The sequence below is a fragment of the Streptomyces sp. SBT349 genome (genome assembly GCF_001083795.1).
Taxonomy (GTDB): Bacteria; Actinomycetota; Actinomycetes; order Streptomycetales; family Streptomycetaceae; genus Streptomyces.
The window spans coordinates 1-16,600 of sequence record NZ_LAVK01000156.1 but is presented as its reverse complement, the minus strand read 5'-3'; the positions used below and the strand labels follow the sequence as shown (position 1 = coordinate 16,600).

Annotated in this window: 9 protein-coding genes; 2 read left to right on the top strand and 7 right to left on the bottom strand. The window is 73.8% G+C overall.

The features are described 5' to 3' along the window. On the top strand, nucleotides 1-7,533 hold a 7,533-nt coding region (locus tag ADY01_RS19715; protein ID WP_049575142.1), incomplete at its 5' end, for a non-ribosomal peptide synthetase. A gap of 49 nt (nucleotides 7,534-7,582) precedes the next feature. Here ADY01_RS19715 and ADY01_RS19710 read toward each other — a convergent pair. From ADY01_RS19710 to ADY01_RS19685, 6 genes are read right to left on the bottom strand one after another with little or no spacing between them, the layout of a single operon-like run. Beyond that, complete coding sequence (locus tag ADY01_RS19710; RefSeq protein ID WP_049575137.1) at nucleotides 7,583-9,082, bottom strand: FGGY-family carbohydrate kinase; 1,500 nt, start codon at nucleotides 9,080-9,082, stop codon at nucleotides 7,583-7,585. A 38-nt stretch (nucleotides 9,083-9,120) separates the two neighbouring features. Beyond that, the gene (locus tag ADY01_RS19705; RefSeq protein WP_049575134.1) at nucleotides 9,121-10,539 is read right to left on the bottom strand and encodes an L-fucose/L-arabinose isomerase family protein; all 1,419 of its coding nucleotides are present in this window, start codon (nucleotides 10,537-10,539) and stop codon (nucleotides 9,121-9,123) included. A gap of 51 nt (nucleotides 10,540-10,590) precedes the next feature. Next, entirely contained in the window at nucleotides 10,591-11,409 is an 819-nt protein-coding gene (locus tag ADY01_RS19700; protein WP_049575131.1) for a carbohydrate ABC transporter permease, read from the bottom strand. After that, entirely contained in the window at nucleotides 11,399-12,361 is a 963-nt protein-coding gene (locus ADY01_RS19695) for a carbohydrate ABC transporter permease (RefSeq protein WP_049575128.1), read from the bottom strand. Before ADY01_RS19695 ends, ADY01_RS19700 begins: the two co-directional genes overlap by 11 nt. Next, nucleotides 12,358-13,761 (bottom strand): ABC transporter substrate-binding protein, encoded by a 1,404-nt coding sequence (locus tag ADY01_RS19690; RefSeq protein WP_078900430.1) that lies wholly within the window; start codon nucleotides 13,759-13,761, stop codon nucleotides 12,358-12,360. Before ADY01_RS19690 ends, ADY01_RS19695 begins: the two co-directional genes overlap by 4 nt. A gap of 43 nt (nucleotides 13,762-13,804) precedes the next feature. Next, nucleotides 13,805-14,911, bottom strand: coding sequence for a glycoside hydrolase family 172 protein (locus ADY01_RS19685; protein ID WP_049575126.1), 1,107 nt, complete (start codon nucleotides 14,909-14,911; stop codon nucleotides 13,805-13,807). Between the two features lie 260 nt (nucleotides 14,912-15,171). Between ADY01_RS19685 and ADY01_RS19680 the strand changes: the two genes are divergently transcribed. After that, nucleotides 15,172-16,245, top strand: a complete 1,074-nt coding sequence (locus tag ADY01_RS19680) for a LacI family DNA-binding transcriptional regulator (protein ID WP_049575124.1) — start codon at nucleotides 15,172-15,174, stop codon at nucleotides 16,243-16,245. A 66-nt stretch (nucleotides 16,246-16,311) separates the two neighbouring features. On the opposite strand, the gene ADY01_RS19675 is transcribed toward ADY01_RS19680, so the two are convergent. Beyond that, the coding region (locus ADY01_RS19675; RefSeq protein WP_049575121.1) for a hypothetical protein at nucleotides 16,312-16,600 on the bottom strand (289 nt) is incomplete at its 5' end.

Below are 16,600 nucleotides of genomic sequence, written 5' to 3'. Positions count from 1 at the left end.
CCCGCCCACCCGGTGCTCGTGCCGCTCTCCGCGCGGGACCCCGAGTCCCTGGCCGGGCTGGTCACCTCCCTGCGGGAACGCCTCCGGGAGGATCCCGCCCTCTCCGCCGCCGACGTGGCCACCACCCTGGCGCTCGGCCGGCCGCACCGGGAACACCGGGCGGCGGCGGTGGGGCGCACCGCGGAGCAGCTCGCCGAGGACCTCGGCCGGACCGCCGCCGCCACGGACCGGCTCGGCCCCCTGGCGTTCGCCTACGCCGGACAGGGTGGCGGGCGGCCCGGCCAGGCGCGGGAGATCTACGCCGCCCGCCCGGAGGCCCGCCGGGTGATCGACCTGTGCGAGCGTGTCCACGCCGACGAGTTCGGCGGGTCGCTCCTGCCGCTGCTGCTCGGCGAGGACCCGGGGGAACGGGTGGGGCCGGGGGAGCCGGGGGAGCCGGACCGGGCGTGGCCCACGGACATCGCCCAACCGGCCCTCTTCGCCCACCGGATGGCGCTCACCGAGGTGTGGCGCGGCTTCGGCGTTCGCCCGGACCTGGTGCTGGGACACAGCGTCGGGGAGTACGCGGCGCTGTGCGCGGCCGGGGCGCTGCCCGTCGAGGACGGCCTGCGGCTGACCGCGCTGCGGGGCAGGCTGATGCGGGAGATGTGCCCGCCCGGCGGGATGCTCGCGGTGCGGGCGGACACCGCGACCGCGCGACGCGTCGCGCGGGCCGCCGGGGCCGAGCTCGCCGCGGTCAACGGGCCGCGGGCGCAGGTGATCGCGGGACCCGAGGAGGCCCTGCGCGAGGCGGCCCGCCTGCTGGACCTGGAGGGGACGCGATGGCGGGCCCTGCCGGTGGACCGGGCGTTCCACACGTCGGCGCTCGACCCGCTGCTCGCCGAACTCCGGGCGATCGCCGAGAAGTTCACGCCACGGCCGCTCCTGATCCCGTTCGCCGGGGGCCTTGACGGCGAACTCCGCCCGGCGGGCTCCACCGTGGATGCCGAGTACCTGGTACGTCAGGCCAGGGAGCCCGTCCGCTTCGACCTGGCGGTGGCCACGGCGTTCCGGGAGGGCTGCGCCGACTTCCTGGCCCTGGACACGGGCGCCGGGCTCGCCGGCCTGGGCAGGCACTGCCTGCCGGACAGCAGGTGGCTGCCGGGACAGGGCGGCGAGGCGGACCGGATGAGCGGCCTGCTGACCTCGCTGGGCGAGCTCTACCGCGCGGGCGCCGACATCGACTGGGAGACCGTGGCGGGTGGGGGAGGCCGCGTTCCGCTGCCGGGCCACCCGATGCGGCGCCGCCGCTTCCCCGCTCGCCCGGCGGGGGCGGCCGTCTCCCCGGAGGCGGCCCCCTCGCCGGTGCCGGAGGCCGCGTCCGCGTCACCGGCGTCGGCCGACGTGATCGAGGAGATCCGCGCGCTGGTGCGGCAGAAGCTCGGCGTCGAGTCCTCGGACGTGACACCCGACACCTCCTTCTTCGAGCTGGGCGCCGACTCCCTCGTCCTGATGGCCCTGACCGCCGCGTTGGAGGCGGCCCACGGCGTGCGCGTCCCGGTGCGGGAGCTGTTCTCCGAAGCGGACACGCCGCGCAGACTGGCCGAGCACATCGCCCGGCTCACCGGCCCGCCGGCGTCCCAGGCCGACACGCCGGCGCAGGCGCCGGTGCAGGCGCGGACACCGGCGCGGACGCCGGTGCAGGCCCAGGCGCCCGCGCCCGCGCTCACGCCGCCCCCCGCGCCGACCGCGGTCGGCGCCTCCGGCGAGGGCGACGGCCTGCACGCCGTCCTGCGCCACCAGATCGCGATGACCGAACAGCTCGTCGAGAGCGTCACCGGCCTGCTGTCCCGCCAGCTCGACCTGCTGTCCGGGACCCCGGCGCCGCCGGCGCCACCGGCGCCACCGAGCCCGCCGCCCGCCGGCGCGCCGTCCCCGGCGGCCGTGCGGCCCGTGCCGGAACGTTCCGCCGAGCGGCGGCCCCGGCCCCTCGCGTCCCCCGCGCGCCCCGCGGCCGGGTGCGACGTCAGCCTGTACTTCTTCGGCGACTACCCCGACGACGGGCAGCAGGACAAGTACGCCCTGATCCTGGAGGCGGGCGAGTTCGCCGACCGGCACGGCTTCCACTCCCTGTGGTTCCCCGAGCGCCACTTCGACTCCTTCGGCGCGCTCTTCCCCAATCCCTCGGTGCTCGCCGCCGCACTGGCGACCCGCACGAGCCGGGTCAGGCTCCAGGCCGGTTCCGTCGTCCTGCCGCTTCACCACCCGGTGCGGGTCGCCGAGGAGTGGTCCGTCGTCGACAACCTCTCCGGCGGGCGCGTCGGACTGTGCTTCGCCAGCGGCTGGCACGCCAGGGACTTCGCGCTCGCCCCGGAGAACTACGGCCGGCACCGCGAGCTGATGTACGAGCAGATGGAGACCGTGCGCAGCCTCTGGTCCGGGGAGCCGGTCTCCGTGACGGCCGGGGACGGCCAGGCCACCGACATACGCCTCCACCCCCGCCCCCTCCAGGCACGACCGCCCCTGTATGTCGCGGTGGTGGGCAACCCCGACAGCTACCGGCGCGCGGCGGCGCACGACCTCGGGATCGTCACCAACCTGATGGCCCAGACGGTCGAGCAGCTCGCCGAGAACATCGCGCTCTACCGCCGGACGCGTGGCGAGAACGGTCTCGACCCCGACGCGGGCCGGGTGGTGGTGCTGGTGCACACCTACCTGGGCGACGACGCGGAGCGCGTACGCGCCGAGGCGTACCAGCCCTTCGTGTCCTACCTCCGCTCCTCCCTCTCCCTCTTCAACCAGGTCACCAACAGCCTCGGCGTCGACGTCGACCTCGACAACACCCCCGAGGAGGACGTCGAGTTCCTGCTGGGGAGGGCCTATGAGCGGTACTGCGCCTCACGCGCCCTGATCGGGGACGTACCGGCCGCGGTCGACACCGTGCGGCTGCTGAGGGAGGCCGGTGCCGACGAGATCGCCTGCTTCGTGGACTTCGGCGTCCCCGCCGGGAAGGTGCTCGCCGCGCTGCCCGCCGCCGACCGGCTCCGCCGCCTCGTCCAGGAGGCACCGGAGGTACCGGAGGCACCCCTGACACCCGTGGCACCGACGGCACCGGAGGCGGAGGCGCCGGCTCCCGAGCCGGCGCGTGCCGTCGGACGGCCCCTGTCGGCCGCGCAACGGCGGATCTGGTTCCTCGAACGGCTGCACCCCGGCACCCGCATGTACCACGAGCCCAAGGCCATCCGGCTGGAAGGCCCGCTGAACCTGCCGGCGTTGCGGTGGGCCCTGGAGCGCGTCGCCGCCCGGCAGCCCGCCCTGCGCACGGTCTTCCGCGACCGCGACGGCGTCCCCTACCAGGAGGTGCGGGAGGAGGCCCGGCTCGACTGCCCGGTCGAGGACCACACGGGCTCCACCGAGGAGGAGGCACTGCGCTCGGCGCTGGAGACGGCGGGCGGCCACCTCTTCGACCTGGACGAGGGGCCGCTGGTGTCGGCCCGCCTCCTCCGCCTGTCCGACGAGCGGCACCTGCTGTTCCTGCTCGCGCACCACCTGGTCTTCGACTCCTCCTCCACCGTGGTGTTCACGCGCGACCTCGCGGCCCTGTACCGCTCCTGGCCGGACGGGGATCCCGGCCTGCCGCCCGTCCCCACCGGCCCCGCCGCGCCGGTGGACCCGGTCCGGAAGGCGGAGGCGCTCGCGTACTGGCGGCGACGGCTGGACGGGGTCGGTGCGCTCGACCTGCCCACCGACCGGCCCAGACCGCCGGTCAGGTCGGGAGCGGGCGCGGCGCTCACCGTGGAGCTGGACGGCGAGCTGACCACCGGGCTGCGGCGGTACTGCGCCGAGCGCCGGGCCACGCTCTTCATGGCGCTGACCGCGGCCATCGGCGCGACGCTCGGCCGCTTCAGCGGCCAGCGGGACGTGGTGGTGGGCACCGCGGTCGCGGACCGCCCCGCGGACGCCGCGGACGCGGTCGGCCTGTTCCTCGACACGGTGGCGCTCCGCCTCGACCTCGACGGCGACCCCGACTTCGCGACGCTGCTGAACGGGGTACGGGACCGGGCCACCACGGCGTACGAGCACCTCGGCGTCCCCTTCGACGAGCTCGTCGGCGCACTCAACCCGCTCCGCGACCCGGGCCGCAACCCGCTGTTCCAGGTGCTGGTGGAGTACGAGAACGAGAGCCAGGTGGAGTTCGACCCGCCCCGGCTGGCCGCGACGCTCCTCGATGTGCCGAGCGCCCGCGCACCGTTCGACCTCAGCTTCTACCTCACCCACCACGCGGCGGGCGTCCGTGTCATGGTCGAGTACGACACGGCTCTCTTCGACGAGAGCACCGTGCGCCGGTTCGTCGCGTACATCGAACGGGTGCTGCGCCGGGCCCTGGCGAGCCCGGCCGCGCCTCTGTCCGCGCTCACCGCGCTCACGGACGGCGACCGCGCCGAGCTGTCCCGGATGGGCCGGCTGGACGAGCCCGCGCCGCCCGTCGCGGGGACCCTGCACGGGATGTTCGAGCTCCAGGCGCGGGCGACGCCGGACGCGGTGGCCCTGCTCGCCGACGGGGTCCGGCTCACCTACCGGGAGGTGGACGAACGCGCCGACCGCCTCGCGCACCGGCTGCGCGCCCGCGGGGCGGGCCGCGGCGAGCGCGTCGCCGTGTTCCTGCCCCGCGGCCCCGAGCTGATCGTCGCGCTGCTCGCCGTCCTCAAGAGCGGGGCGGCGTATGTGCCCATCGATGCTTCGGTGCCCGCCGCCCGGCTCCACCACCTCCTCGACGACGCTGGTCCCGTGCTGCTCCTGACCTATCCGCCGCTGCTCGACGCGCACCCCGCGCTCGCCCGGCGGCCCGTGCACCTGGTGGAGACCGGCGACGGCCCCGAATCCGGCCCCGGCGACGTCATGCCGCCGGTCGACGGGCCCCCGCCGGACGTGCGGCCCGAGGACCCCGCCTACTGCGTCTACACCTCCGGCTCCACCGGACGTCCGAAGGGCGTCGTCGTCCCGCACCGCGGCCCCGCCAACCTGGTGCGCCAGCACGTGGAACGCCACCCGGCCCTGCGGACCCTCCAGTGGACCTCGCACGCGTTCGACGTCAGCGTCCAGGAGATCTTCACGACGCTCGCCGCCGGAGCGGCGCTCGTGCTCATCGGCGACGAGGTGCGCAAGGACCCGGCGGCCGTCGCCGAGACGGTCCGCCGCCACGGCGTCCAGCGCGTGTTCATGCCGGCCATCCCGCTGACGTACCTGGTGGAGACGGGCCCCGAACTCCCCTCGCTGCGGGAGGTGTTCTCCGCGGGAGACGTCCTGAAGCTCACCCCCGCGTTCGGCCGCTTCCTCGCCGCCCATCCGCGGTGCGCGCTGTACAACCAGTACGGGCCCACGGAGGCGTCCGTCATCGTCACCTCCCACCGCGTCGACCCCGCCGGCGAGGAACACCCGCCCATCGGCACGCCCATCGACGGGGTGCGGATCCACCTGCGCGACGCGCGGGGGGTGGAGGTCCCCGTCGGCGTCGTCGGCGAGATCCACGTGAGTGGCACGGCGGTGGCGCACGGCTATCACGCACTTCCGGAGGAGACGGCCGCCGCCTTCCGCGCGGAGGGCGGCGGAATGAGCTACCGCACCGGGGACCTGGCCCGCTGGCGTCCCGACGGCACCCTCGCGTTCGTCGGTCGCGTCGACGACCAGGTCAAGATCCGGGGTCACCGGGTGGAGCCCGCCGAGGTGCGGGCCGCCCTCACCAGGATGCCGGGGACCCGCGACGTGGCCGTCGTGTCCCGGCGCGACCACCGCGGCGAGGTGGAACTCGTCGCCTACGTCGAGACGCCGGGCGCGGGCGCGGCGGACGCCCTCGGCCGCCTCCGCGAGGCGCTGGCCGCCGAGCTCCCGGCCCCGATGGTGCCGCGCCACTGGGTGGCGCTGGACCGCCTTCCGGTGAACGCGGCGGGGAAGCTGGACCGTTCCCGGCTGCCCGACCCGGAGGTCACGCGCGAGCCGACGGACGCGCCCGTCGAGCCCGCTTCCGCCCTGGAGCGGGAGCTCCACGCCCTGTGGTGCTCCGAGCTGAACACCGGCGCGGTGTCGGTGACGCGTTCCTTCTTCGCGCTCGGCGGCCACTCGCTGGGCGCTGTCCGGCTGCTGCACCGCATGGCGGAGGAGCACGGCGTGGAGCTGTCCATGGCCCGGTTCTTCCGCGCCCCGACCATCCGCGCCGTCGCGGGCCGGTTCGAGCCCGGGCCCGATGCCCCGGTGGACGCGGAGGTTCCCATGCCCGCCACCCTGCGCAGGCTCTGGCGGCGGCACCACGAGCTCGCCGACTTCGCCGTGTACAACGTCGCGCACCGGATCGACATCCGCGGAGCCCTGGACACCGAGGCCCTGACCCACGCCCTGCGGGAGCTGGTGCGGCGCCACGACGCGCTGCGGAGCAGGGCCGCGCACCGGAACGGGGAGCTCACCGTCGAGATCCTGGCCGAGGTCCCGCCGCGGCTTCCGGTCACCGACCTCACCCGGGAGGACGAGGCGGGCGTGGAAGGCTGGTGCCGGTCCGTCGCCTCCGAGCCGTTCGCGATGGACCGGGCCCCCCTGTTCCGCTTCGCGCTCGGCAGGCTGTCCGGCGAGCGCTGGGTCCTGGTGGTCGTGCTCCACCACGCTGTCTGCGACGGCTGGTCGTTGGGCGTCATCTGGCACGAGCTTGCGGAGCTCTACAACGCGGGCCCGGGAAGCCGGCTCGCCCCGCCCGCGGCACAGTTCACCGACTACGCGCGCTGGGAACGGCGGCGGCTCACCGACCGGGACGGCCGCGCGGCGCTGGAGGCGTTCTGGCGCGAGGAACTCGACGGCGCCCCCCTGCGGCTCGCCCTGCCCTGCGACCGCCCGCGGCCCGACGTGCTGTCCGGCCGGGGGGCGCTGCACGAGCGGGTGGTCGACGGCGCGGTCATGCGCCACGTCGCCGAGACGGCGGCCGGCCTGGGGACCACTCCGTACACGGTCCTCGCCGCCGCCTTCGCGGTCTGGGCCGCCCGGCTCTGTGACACCTCGTCCGACGTGGTCCTCGCCGCGTCGAGCGCCAACCGGCTGCGGAGCGGGCACGAGGCCGTGGTCGGGCTGCTGGGGGACGCCGTGCTGCTGCGCGCCCGCCTCTCCGGGGCGGCCACGTTCACGGAACTGGTGACCCGGCTCGGGGAGACGCTCTTCGAGGCCCTCGACCACCAGGCGCTGCCCCTGACCGACATCGTGCGTCTCGTCTCCCCGCAGGACGCCGACCGCCCCTTCCCCACCGTGCTGTTCACCGTGGTGACCACCCCGCCCCCGCGGCTCGACCTGCGGGGGCTGACGACGGCCGTCCGCGGCCTGCACACGCCGGGGGGCGCCCGCAACGAGCTGTACGTCGTGCTCACCCCGGCCGAGGACGGCATCACGGTGAACGTCGAGTACGCCACGGACCTCTTCGACGCGGCGACGATCGCGCGGTGGAGCGAGGAGTTCGCCGCGCTGCTGGCCCGCCTCGCCGAGGCGCCGCGAACACCCCTGGCCGAGGGCGGGAACGCCTGAGGGGGAACGCGCCGCGCGCGGTCCGGCCGAGGCCCGCGGGGGGCGGGCGTCAGCCGGGCCGGTGGGTGGCGCGTGCCTGGGCGGCGAGGGCGTGGGCGGCCTCGCGGGTGGCGGGGTAGAGGTCGCGGTAGAGCCTGTAGAGCCGGTCGTAGAGCTCCCGGTTCGCCGGGTCGGGCTCGACCGTGGACGCGATCGGGTTCCAGGCGGCGATGTCGCCGGGGGAGGCGTGGCCGGTGCCGACCGCGGCGAGGAACGCGTCCCCGTAGGCGGCGCCGACCGTGTGCCGCGGGATCTGCTGGGTGTGGCCGGTGACGTCCGAGACGATCCGCGTCCACAGCTCCCGCGCGCCGCCGCCGACCGCGACCAGGCGCCCGAGCTCGCCGCCGGACTCGGCCATGACCGACAGGTTGTGCCGCACGCCGAACGCGGTGCCCTCCAGGGCGGCGCGGTAGAGGTGGCCGCGGCCGTGGCGCAGCGTCAGCCCGAGGACGAGCCCGCGGGCGTCCGGATCGAACAGGGGGGTGCGTTCGCCCGCGAAGTACGGCAGCATCACCAGCCCCTCCGAACCGGGGGCGATCGCGGTGGCCTCGGCCACCAGCGTTCCGTAGCCGGCGCCGGTCAGCTCGCGCAGCCAGCCGGTGACCGCGCCCGAGGTCGCCATCCCGGCGGCCAGGCAGTAGGTGCCGGGGAACGCGCCCCGCGTGGTCCACAGGCGGGGTGTCGGGGCGGGCGCGGTGACGACGTTGACCAGGAACATCGTCGTCCCGTACATCAGCATCAGGTCGCCGGGCCCGACGGCGCCCGCGGCGGTGGCCTCGGCCCAGGCGTCGACCGTCCCGGCGACGACGGGGGTGCCCGCCGGGACGCCGGTGGCCGCCGCGGCCTCCGGCGAGACCTCGCCGACCACGTCCGCGGGCCAGACCAGCCGCGGCCAGGCGAGGCCGGGCGCGATCTGCTCGCACCACTCCTCGATCCACTCCCCGCGCCCGAGGTCGTACAGCGGGGTGCACTGGCTGGCCGAGTGGTGGTCCAGCACGTAGGCGCCGGTGAGCCGGTGCACGAGGAAGGAACTCGCCATGAACCACCGGCGGGTCGCCCCGTACACGGCGGGCTCCTCCTCGCGCAGCCAGGCCAGCTTGGGGCCGATGGCCTGGCTGGTCAGCGGGGAGCCGCAGCGGGCCAGGACCTCGGCCGCGCCGTAACGGTCCCGCTGGGCCACGATCTGGTCGCCGGCCCTGGTGTCGACGCCGTAGAGGATCGCGGGGCGCAGCGGCTCCCCGTCCGCCCCGGCGGGCAGCAGGCAGGGGCCGATGCCGCTGACGCCGAGGGCCGCGATCCGTTCGCCCGCGGGCGCGCGGGCGGTCAGCTCCGTGGCGAGGGCGGCGAAGTCCGCCCACCACACGGAGTGGGCGTCGTGCTCGACCCAGCCGGGGCGCGGCGTGGAGGTGCCGTGCTCCCGGGTGGCCTGGGCGAGCAGGGTGCCGTCGTCGCGCACCAGGACCCCCTTGGAGCCCGAGGTGCCGATGTCGATGCCGAGCAGCAGGGTCACGAGCGGGGCTCCCGGGGTGCGTGGTCAGGGGTGCGGGGTCAGGCGGCGTCGCCGAACCCGTCGAAGCGGACGTCGAGTTGGTGGCAGATCGCGCGCAGCTCGGCGACGTGGTCGCCGGGGACGGCGTGGATGTGGTTGGAGCCGAAGCGCGCGAGGAAGTCCTCGGCGGGGGCGTCGAGGCGGGCGAAGGCGTGCGGCCACTCGAAGGTCGAGGCGCGCATCATCCGGTCGTTGGTCTCGTCGTCGTAGGTCTCCAGGGCGCCGCGCATCACGTGCATACGGTACTGGCCGTCCTGCCTGGTCAGGCGGGCGAACGTGAGGTCGCCCGGGGCCGCGAGGTGCTGCACCGAGGCGCCGCCCGCGGGGAAGTAGAAGACCTCGGGGTGAAAGTGGACGCGGGAGAGGTTCTCGGCGGGGTCCTCGGAGCGGGCGGCGTACCAGGTGGCGTGCTGGCCCGAGTTGCACAGGTCCCACACGTCGCGGTCGGCGTGGTAGTGCCGGACGTCGGCGAACAGCACCGGGTCCCCGGTGAGCAGCTTGAGCAGCTGCATGGTCAGCGCGCCGTCCATGTCGGCCTCGGTGGCGGTGACATGGGTGTCCTTGGGCCCCTCCCAGTCGTAGGGGTCGTTGAGGAACGCCTCGGCGACGTCCATGGTGCAGAAGTGGGTGGTCAGTTCCGGCTGCCCCTTGATGCCGGAGAAGTCCAGGTGCCACTCGTCGATCAGCTCGCGCATCGCGTAGTAGCTGCGGATCTGGCGCTCCAGCAGTTCGGGGGTGAGGCGGTCGCCGTCATAGTGCACGCCCCCGGCGTGCTCCTCGATCCAGGCGCGCGCGGCCCGCACGCGGGCCGGGTCGGCGTTCTCGCTGCGCCGGACGATCTCCCACTGGTCGATCTCCTCGACGTCCACGCCGAACTGCCGCATCCACTGGTCGGTGTTGGCGACCGCGGTGTACATGCCCATGGGGCGCCCGCCGATCCTGCCGAACGTGGAGCCGCGCAACCCCTGGACGGCCGCGGCGGCGCGGACCTGGGTGAGGATCCGGGCGGTGACCGCGGGGTCGGCCAGGTCGCCCCAGGCGCGGGCGTGCACGCGGCCGATCTGGTCGAGGCCGCCGCCGCCCGCGAGCATGCCCACCATGCCGGGGTACTGCGGGTCGATGTTGGCGACCAGCAGCAGGGGGCCCGGCGTGGCGTCGGCGGCGAGCATGGTGAAGTGCGGGAACGTCCACACCGAGTGGTGCAGGATGGTGAGGTCGGGGTGGCGGTCGGCGACCCAGCGGGCCTGGGCGGTGGCGAGCTCGTTGCTGCTGACCTGCTCGGGCGCGGTGACCACCTCGTGTCCCGCCGCGGTGAGCACCGCGGCCAGCTCCCTGCCCGCGCGGTCGATGTGGTCGGTGACGTCGCGGTGGACGAAGTCGCGGCCGTCGGAGAGGGAGAGCAGGCCGATGCGTGCCATGAAGTGCGTTCCTCCGGAGGTGGGGCGGGTGGGACTCCTGGGGAGTCCGCGTCACTTGAGGCCGGATGTCTTGATGGACTCGACGATCTGGCGCTGGAAGGCGAAGAAGAGGGCGAGCATGGGGAGCGCGGCGACGGTGGCCGCGGCGAGGATGTAGTTCCAGTTGGAGCCGTACTGCGACTGGAACGAGGCGATGCCCAGCTGGACGACGGTGAGGTCCTCGTTGCTGGTGGCGACCAGCGGCCAGACGAACGCGTTCCAGTTGGCCAGGAAGAAGAAGACCGCGAGCGCCGACAGGATGGGCCGGGACATCGGCAGGACGATGTTCCAGTAGACGCGCCAGTGGCCGCAGCCGTCGACGATCGCCGCCTCCTCCAGCTCCCGTGGGAAGCCCAGGTAGAACTGGCGCAGCAGGAAGATGCCGAAGGCGTTGAAGATGGCCGGGATGATCAGCCCCGCGTAGCTGTCGAGCAGGCCGAGCTGCCGGGCCACGAGGAAGAGCGGGATCAGCACGACCGGCGCGCTGATCAGCAGGGTGGAGAAGATGCTCAGGAAGATCGCCTCGCGGCCCGGGAAGCGCAGCCGGGCCAGGGCGTAGGCGGCCATCGAGTGGAACAGCAGCGCGGCCACGGTGATCACGGCGGAGATGAAGAAGCTGTTCCACATGTACCGGGCGAACGGCACCTCGGTGAAGACGTAGACGAAGTTCTGGAACGTGACGTCGCTCGGGATCAGCCTGCCGTCGGTGACGGTGTCGCGGGTCTTGAACGAGGAGGTCACCATCCACAGGACGGGGAAGACGCTCGCCGCCGACACCACGACGGCCAGGGCGATCAGCGCGGTCCGCGCCGCGCGGTTGCTAACGGTCATTGTCGAACCTCCCGCCCCGCGTGACGGCGAAGATGACGGCGGTGAACGCGACCATGATCAGCACGAGGAACGAGCCCATGGCCGACGCGTAGCCGTACTCGCCGAACCCGAAGGCCTGCTGGTAGATGTAGAAGATCGCCAGCGAGGTGCCGTTGGCGGGGCCGCCGTTGGTGAGCACGAAGACCAGGTCCAGGCCGCCGGTGATGGCGGCGACGGTGGACATCAGCAGCACGAAGAAGCTGGTGGGGCGCAGCAGCGGCCAGGTGATGTGGCGGAACGTGGACCACGGCCCCGAGCCGTCGATCCGCGCCGCCTCGTAGTACTCGCTGGGGATGTCCTGGAGCCCGGCCAGGAAGATGATCATGTAGTAGCCCATCATGACCCAGACCATGACGGCGATGACGGACAGCAGCGCGAAGTCCGGGTCGCCCAGCCACGACTCGCCTTCCAGGCCCGCGGCCCGCAGCGCCTGGTTCACCACGCCCACCTGGTCGTCCAGCATGAACTTCCAGAGCAGGCCGACCACGACGAGGCTGATCACGTAGGGCAGGAAGAGCGCCGTCCGGTAGACGGCCATGCCGGGGAGCTTCTGCTTGACGAGCAGGCCGAGCCCCAGGCTCACGCAGAACAGCACGGGGACGAGCAGCACGACGTACAGGCCGGTGATCTGGAGGGAGTCCCAGAACAGCGGGTCGTTCATCATCCGCTCGTAGTTCCCGAGGCCCACCCACTTGTAGGAGCCGAAGCCGCTGACCTGGAAGAACCCGAGGGCGATCGAGAGCACCATCGGAATGCCGACGAAGATCACCAGGCCGATGGCGTCCGGGGCCAGGAAGAGGCCCGCGGCCAGCCACTCGCGGTGCTTGCGGCTCATCCTGCGGCGCGGCGGCGGCGCGGCGGCCCGTTCCTCGGCGACCGCGGTCCGGTTGCCGGGTGTGGCGACGCTGGTCATATCAGGCTCGCCCCCTCATAGCTCTTGACGTAGGCGTCGATGGACTGGGCGGCGCGCTCGGCCTCTTCCGCCACGTCGCGGCCCGCGAGCATGGCGCCCTGGATGGCGTCGGAGATCGCCTTGTAGACCACGGGGGGGTAGCGGGGCTCGGGCCGGCCGCCGGGGGCGATGTCGTCCTTGAACGCCTTCATCGCCCAGAAGTCGTAGCCGCCCGTGGCCGCGCCGCGCTCCAGCACGGTGGTCCGGGGCGCCACGTCGGACTTGGCCACGGTGCACCAGTCGACCATGCGGTCGATGCAGGCGTCCTCCATGGTGCCCAGCGCCCAGGCGCAGAACTCCGCGGCCGTGTCCGGGTCGCGGCCCTGCGCGTTGGCGCAGAACGCCCAGCCGCCGAGGACGGTGGCGTACTCGCCGCCGGGGGGCGTGGGCAGCGGGAAGAGCCCGTAGCGGTAGTCGGGGGCGTGCGCCTTGAAGCTCGACACCTGCCAGATGCCCGTCTGCCAGAGGGCGGCGTTGCCCGAGGAGAGGGCGCTGATGACATCGCCCGCCGCGGGCAGGGTGCGCGGCGCGATCCCCGACTCCACCGCGTCCTGGAACAACCGCAGCGCGGCCCGGCTGGCGGGCGAGTCGAAGGCCACGGACCCGTCGGAGGCGAACACCTCGCCGCCGCCCTGCCACATCCACGGGTACCAGGTGAAGTTCTGGTAGTAGCCGGGCTGGGTCTCGAAGACCAGGCCCGCCCGGGTGCTCGACCGCAGGCGGTCGCCGACGTCGAGCAACTGGTCCCAGGTGACCGGGATGTCGCCCTCCGACAGTCCCGCCTCCTCCCAGGCGCCCACGTCGTAGTACATGGCCAGCGGCTCGACCTCCATGGGGAGGCCGTACACCTTGCCGTCGACCGTGCGGGTGTCGAGCGAGGTGCCGTAGTCGGCGACCACCTCGGGGTCGATGTGCGGCGTCAGATCCTGGAGCACGCCGCCGTTGTAGTAGCGCAGGAAGTCCCCGGGGCTGATGAGGAAGATGTCGGGGCCCGCGCCCGCGGCGAAGGCGGAGGGGAGCTTGAAGCCGTTGGTGTAGGTCGCGCCCGGGATGAACTTCAGCTCGATCTGCACCCGGTGGCTCGCGTTCCACTCGGCGACCAGTTCGGTGAACCACTCGGCCTGCCGCTGGACGGCCGGGTCGGCCGAGCGCTGCGGGGCGTAGGTGTTCCAGAACTGGAGCGTCGAGCCGCCCGCGCGGGCCGACCCGCACCCCGTGAGCAGGGCGGGGGCGGCGACCGCGGCGGTGGCGGCCCCGGCGGCCGTCGAGAGGAAGCCGCGCCGGGTGCGGCCCGCGCGGCCGGGTCGTTCGGGGCGTCCGGGCGTTCCGGGCAGCCCGACGCCGTTGTCTGGCTGGAGCATGTCTGCTGCTCCCGTCTTTCGTTCCGTGGGATACGGGGGGTGGTCAGTCCACTTCGAGGGTCAGCAGGTCGGGGGAGGGCGCCCGGCTGCCCGGCGCGCTCGGCGCGTCCAGGTAGAACAGGGCGGTCGAGGCGATGTCGTCGCTGGTCGGCCGGTACCGGTGCGGCAGGCCGTTGTGGTGACCCGGGCCGATGCCCAGGCTCTGCACGGTGACCCGCAGGTCCTCGGCGAACCGCACCGGGTCGGGGATGTGCCACCGGTACATCCCGAACCGCTGCTGGCTCGCGTACAGCCCGTCCGGGCGCAGGATCTGGTTCAGCCCCAGGTAGGGCGTGGTGTAGGCGGTGTAGCCCTGGCCCGGCACGTCGAAGTTCCACGCGCCGCCGAAGTAGTCCTCGGTGCCGGTGCCGCAGATCGTCGGGAACTCCTCGTCCCCGTCCAGGTAGAACTTGACCTCGCCCTCGCCCCACCAGCCGGGGCTGTTGACGCCCCAGGCCAGATAGGTGCCGACGTAGTGGCCCGCGCCGCGCACGCCGTCGAGCAGCGTGTGCACCTCGCCCGCCGGCACCGGGTGGCTGCGGCGCCACTGGGCGTGGAACCACGACGCCTCCTCGGCCCCGCCCTCGCCCTCGCCCGGCACCTCGTAGTCGATCTGGTAGTACAGGGTGACCTTCTCGGCCGACAGGTTCTCCAGGGTGATCCGGGCCGCGTCGGTGAACGGCATCGGCCAGTACGCGTTGAACCCGCCGTTGGGGTTCGCGGCCACGGGAACGGAGGAGACCTGGCTGAAGGAGTTCCAGCCGTTGCAGAAGAAGTCGCCGAGCGGCACCTCGACGGCGGGCTCGGTCTCGCCCTCCCAGTACGCGCGCAGCACGGTGCCGCGCCAGGCCCGGTGGGGCGCCGTGGTGCACCAGATGTGCCGGATGGTGCCGGGCCCGGAGATGTCGGCGAGCGTGGCCGTCTCGCCCGGGGCGATGTCGATGCTGGGGGAGACCTTCCAGCCGCGCCCGAGCAGGCTCGCGGCGCGGGCGCCCGTCCCCTCGGTGGCCATGCCGCCGGCCCCCTTGGCGCCGGTGAAGTTCTCCGCGCTGAGGGAACGGGTCACCGCCCTGCTGCGGCGGGCCAATCCGTCGAGTCCAGAGACCGTCATCGTTTCGGTGTCACCTCGGTCCGTTCCGATCCGTGCTGAGGAAGCGTGTCTGTGCGTGTCTGTGCGAGCTGGCGTGAAATCGATTTCAGGGCGCGGGGAGGCAAGTCCCCGCTGCATGGGGAGGTTCGGTGCGACAGGACGCAACAGGCCCGTCCAGGCCCGGCGATAATCGCTTGAAATCCTTTTCACGCGAACTTAGGGTCGCCCTAGAGCGGTGTCAAGAGTCCGGTCACCGCGCCGGGGTTGGGGATGCGGAGCGTATGACGACCATCACTGATGTGGCACGAGCCGCCGGCGTCTCGCCCGCCACGGTGTCCCGGGTCTTCAACGGCGGCCGGGTGACCGCCGAGCGGGCCGAACGCGTCCGGCGCGCCGCCGCCGACCTCGGGTTCGCGCCCAACCGGGTGGCCCAGTCGCTGCGCAAGCAGCGCGGCAGCGTGATAGGGCTGCTCATCCCGGACATCGAGAACCCGTTCTTCACCTCCCTCGCCCGCGGCGTCGAGGACGCCGCCCAGCAGACCAACCTCTCGGTCGTGCTGTGCAACACGGACGAGGACGTCGACAAGGAGCGCCGCTACCTCGGCATCGCGCTCGCCGAGCAGATGGCGGGCGTCATCGTGGCCGCCGCCTCCCGCACCAGGACCGACCTGTCACCGCTCGCGGCGCGCGGCATGCCGGTGGTCGCGGTGGACCGCAGGCCCCGCGCGGCGCCGGTGGACGCGGTCCTCGTGGACAACCAGCACGGCGGCGAGGCGGCCACCGAGCACCTGCTGCGCGCCGGCTACCGGCGGATCGCCTGCATCACGGGGCCCGAGGGCGCCTCCACCTCCGAGGAGCGCCTCGCCGGTTACCGTGACGTGCTGCGCGACGCGGTCCGCGACGGCACGCTCGCCCCGGACGGGGTGGCCGATCCGCTCAGGGCGTACGCCCGTTACGCCGACTTCAAGGTGGAGGGCGGCCGGGCCGCCATGGCGGACCTGCTCGCCATGGACGAGCCGCCGGACGCGGTGTTCGTCGCCAACAACCTCATGACCGTGGGCGCGCTGGAAGTGCTGTCCGAAGCGGGCCGCACGCCACCGGGGTTCGGCATCCTGTCCTTCGGCGGCGTGCCCTGGGCACCGCTGGTGCGGCCCAGCCTCACCACGGTCGAACTGCCCTCCTACGACCTCGGGTTCACCGCCGCGGGCCTCCTTCAGGAACGCATCGCGGGGTCGGCCAAGCCGCTCCAGACCGTCGTCCTCCGCACCGAACTGCGCGTCCGCGACAGCACGGCGGGCCCACAACGGCTCCCACCGACCCCGGCCGGACCCGCCGCGGGCGCGACACCCGTGTGACGCCACGCCGCCGCGGGCGGCCCACAGGACGGTGGTGCGGCGGCTGTTGCCTCGTGTCACCGGCGGTCATGGCTGCTCGGCTCCTCCGTCCGCCGCGTCGCGCAGTGCGGTGACGGCGGCGCGGGCCTGCTCGTGGGCGGCGCGGCGGGTGGCGTCCAGGAGGCGGGCGACGAGGGCGACGAGGTCGGGCCGTTCGCCCAGGGCCGCGAGCCGGGCGATCAGGTCCTCGGGAACGACGCGGGGGTAGGTCATGCGGGCGCCGCGCGCGCCGATCGGGTGCAGCGCGAACGGAATCAGCCGCTCGGCGACCAGGCAGCCCCGGCAGGCGGCGTAGTCCCACCCCGGCCCCGAATCC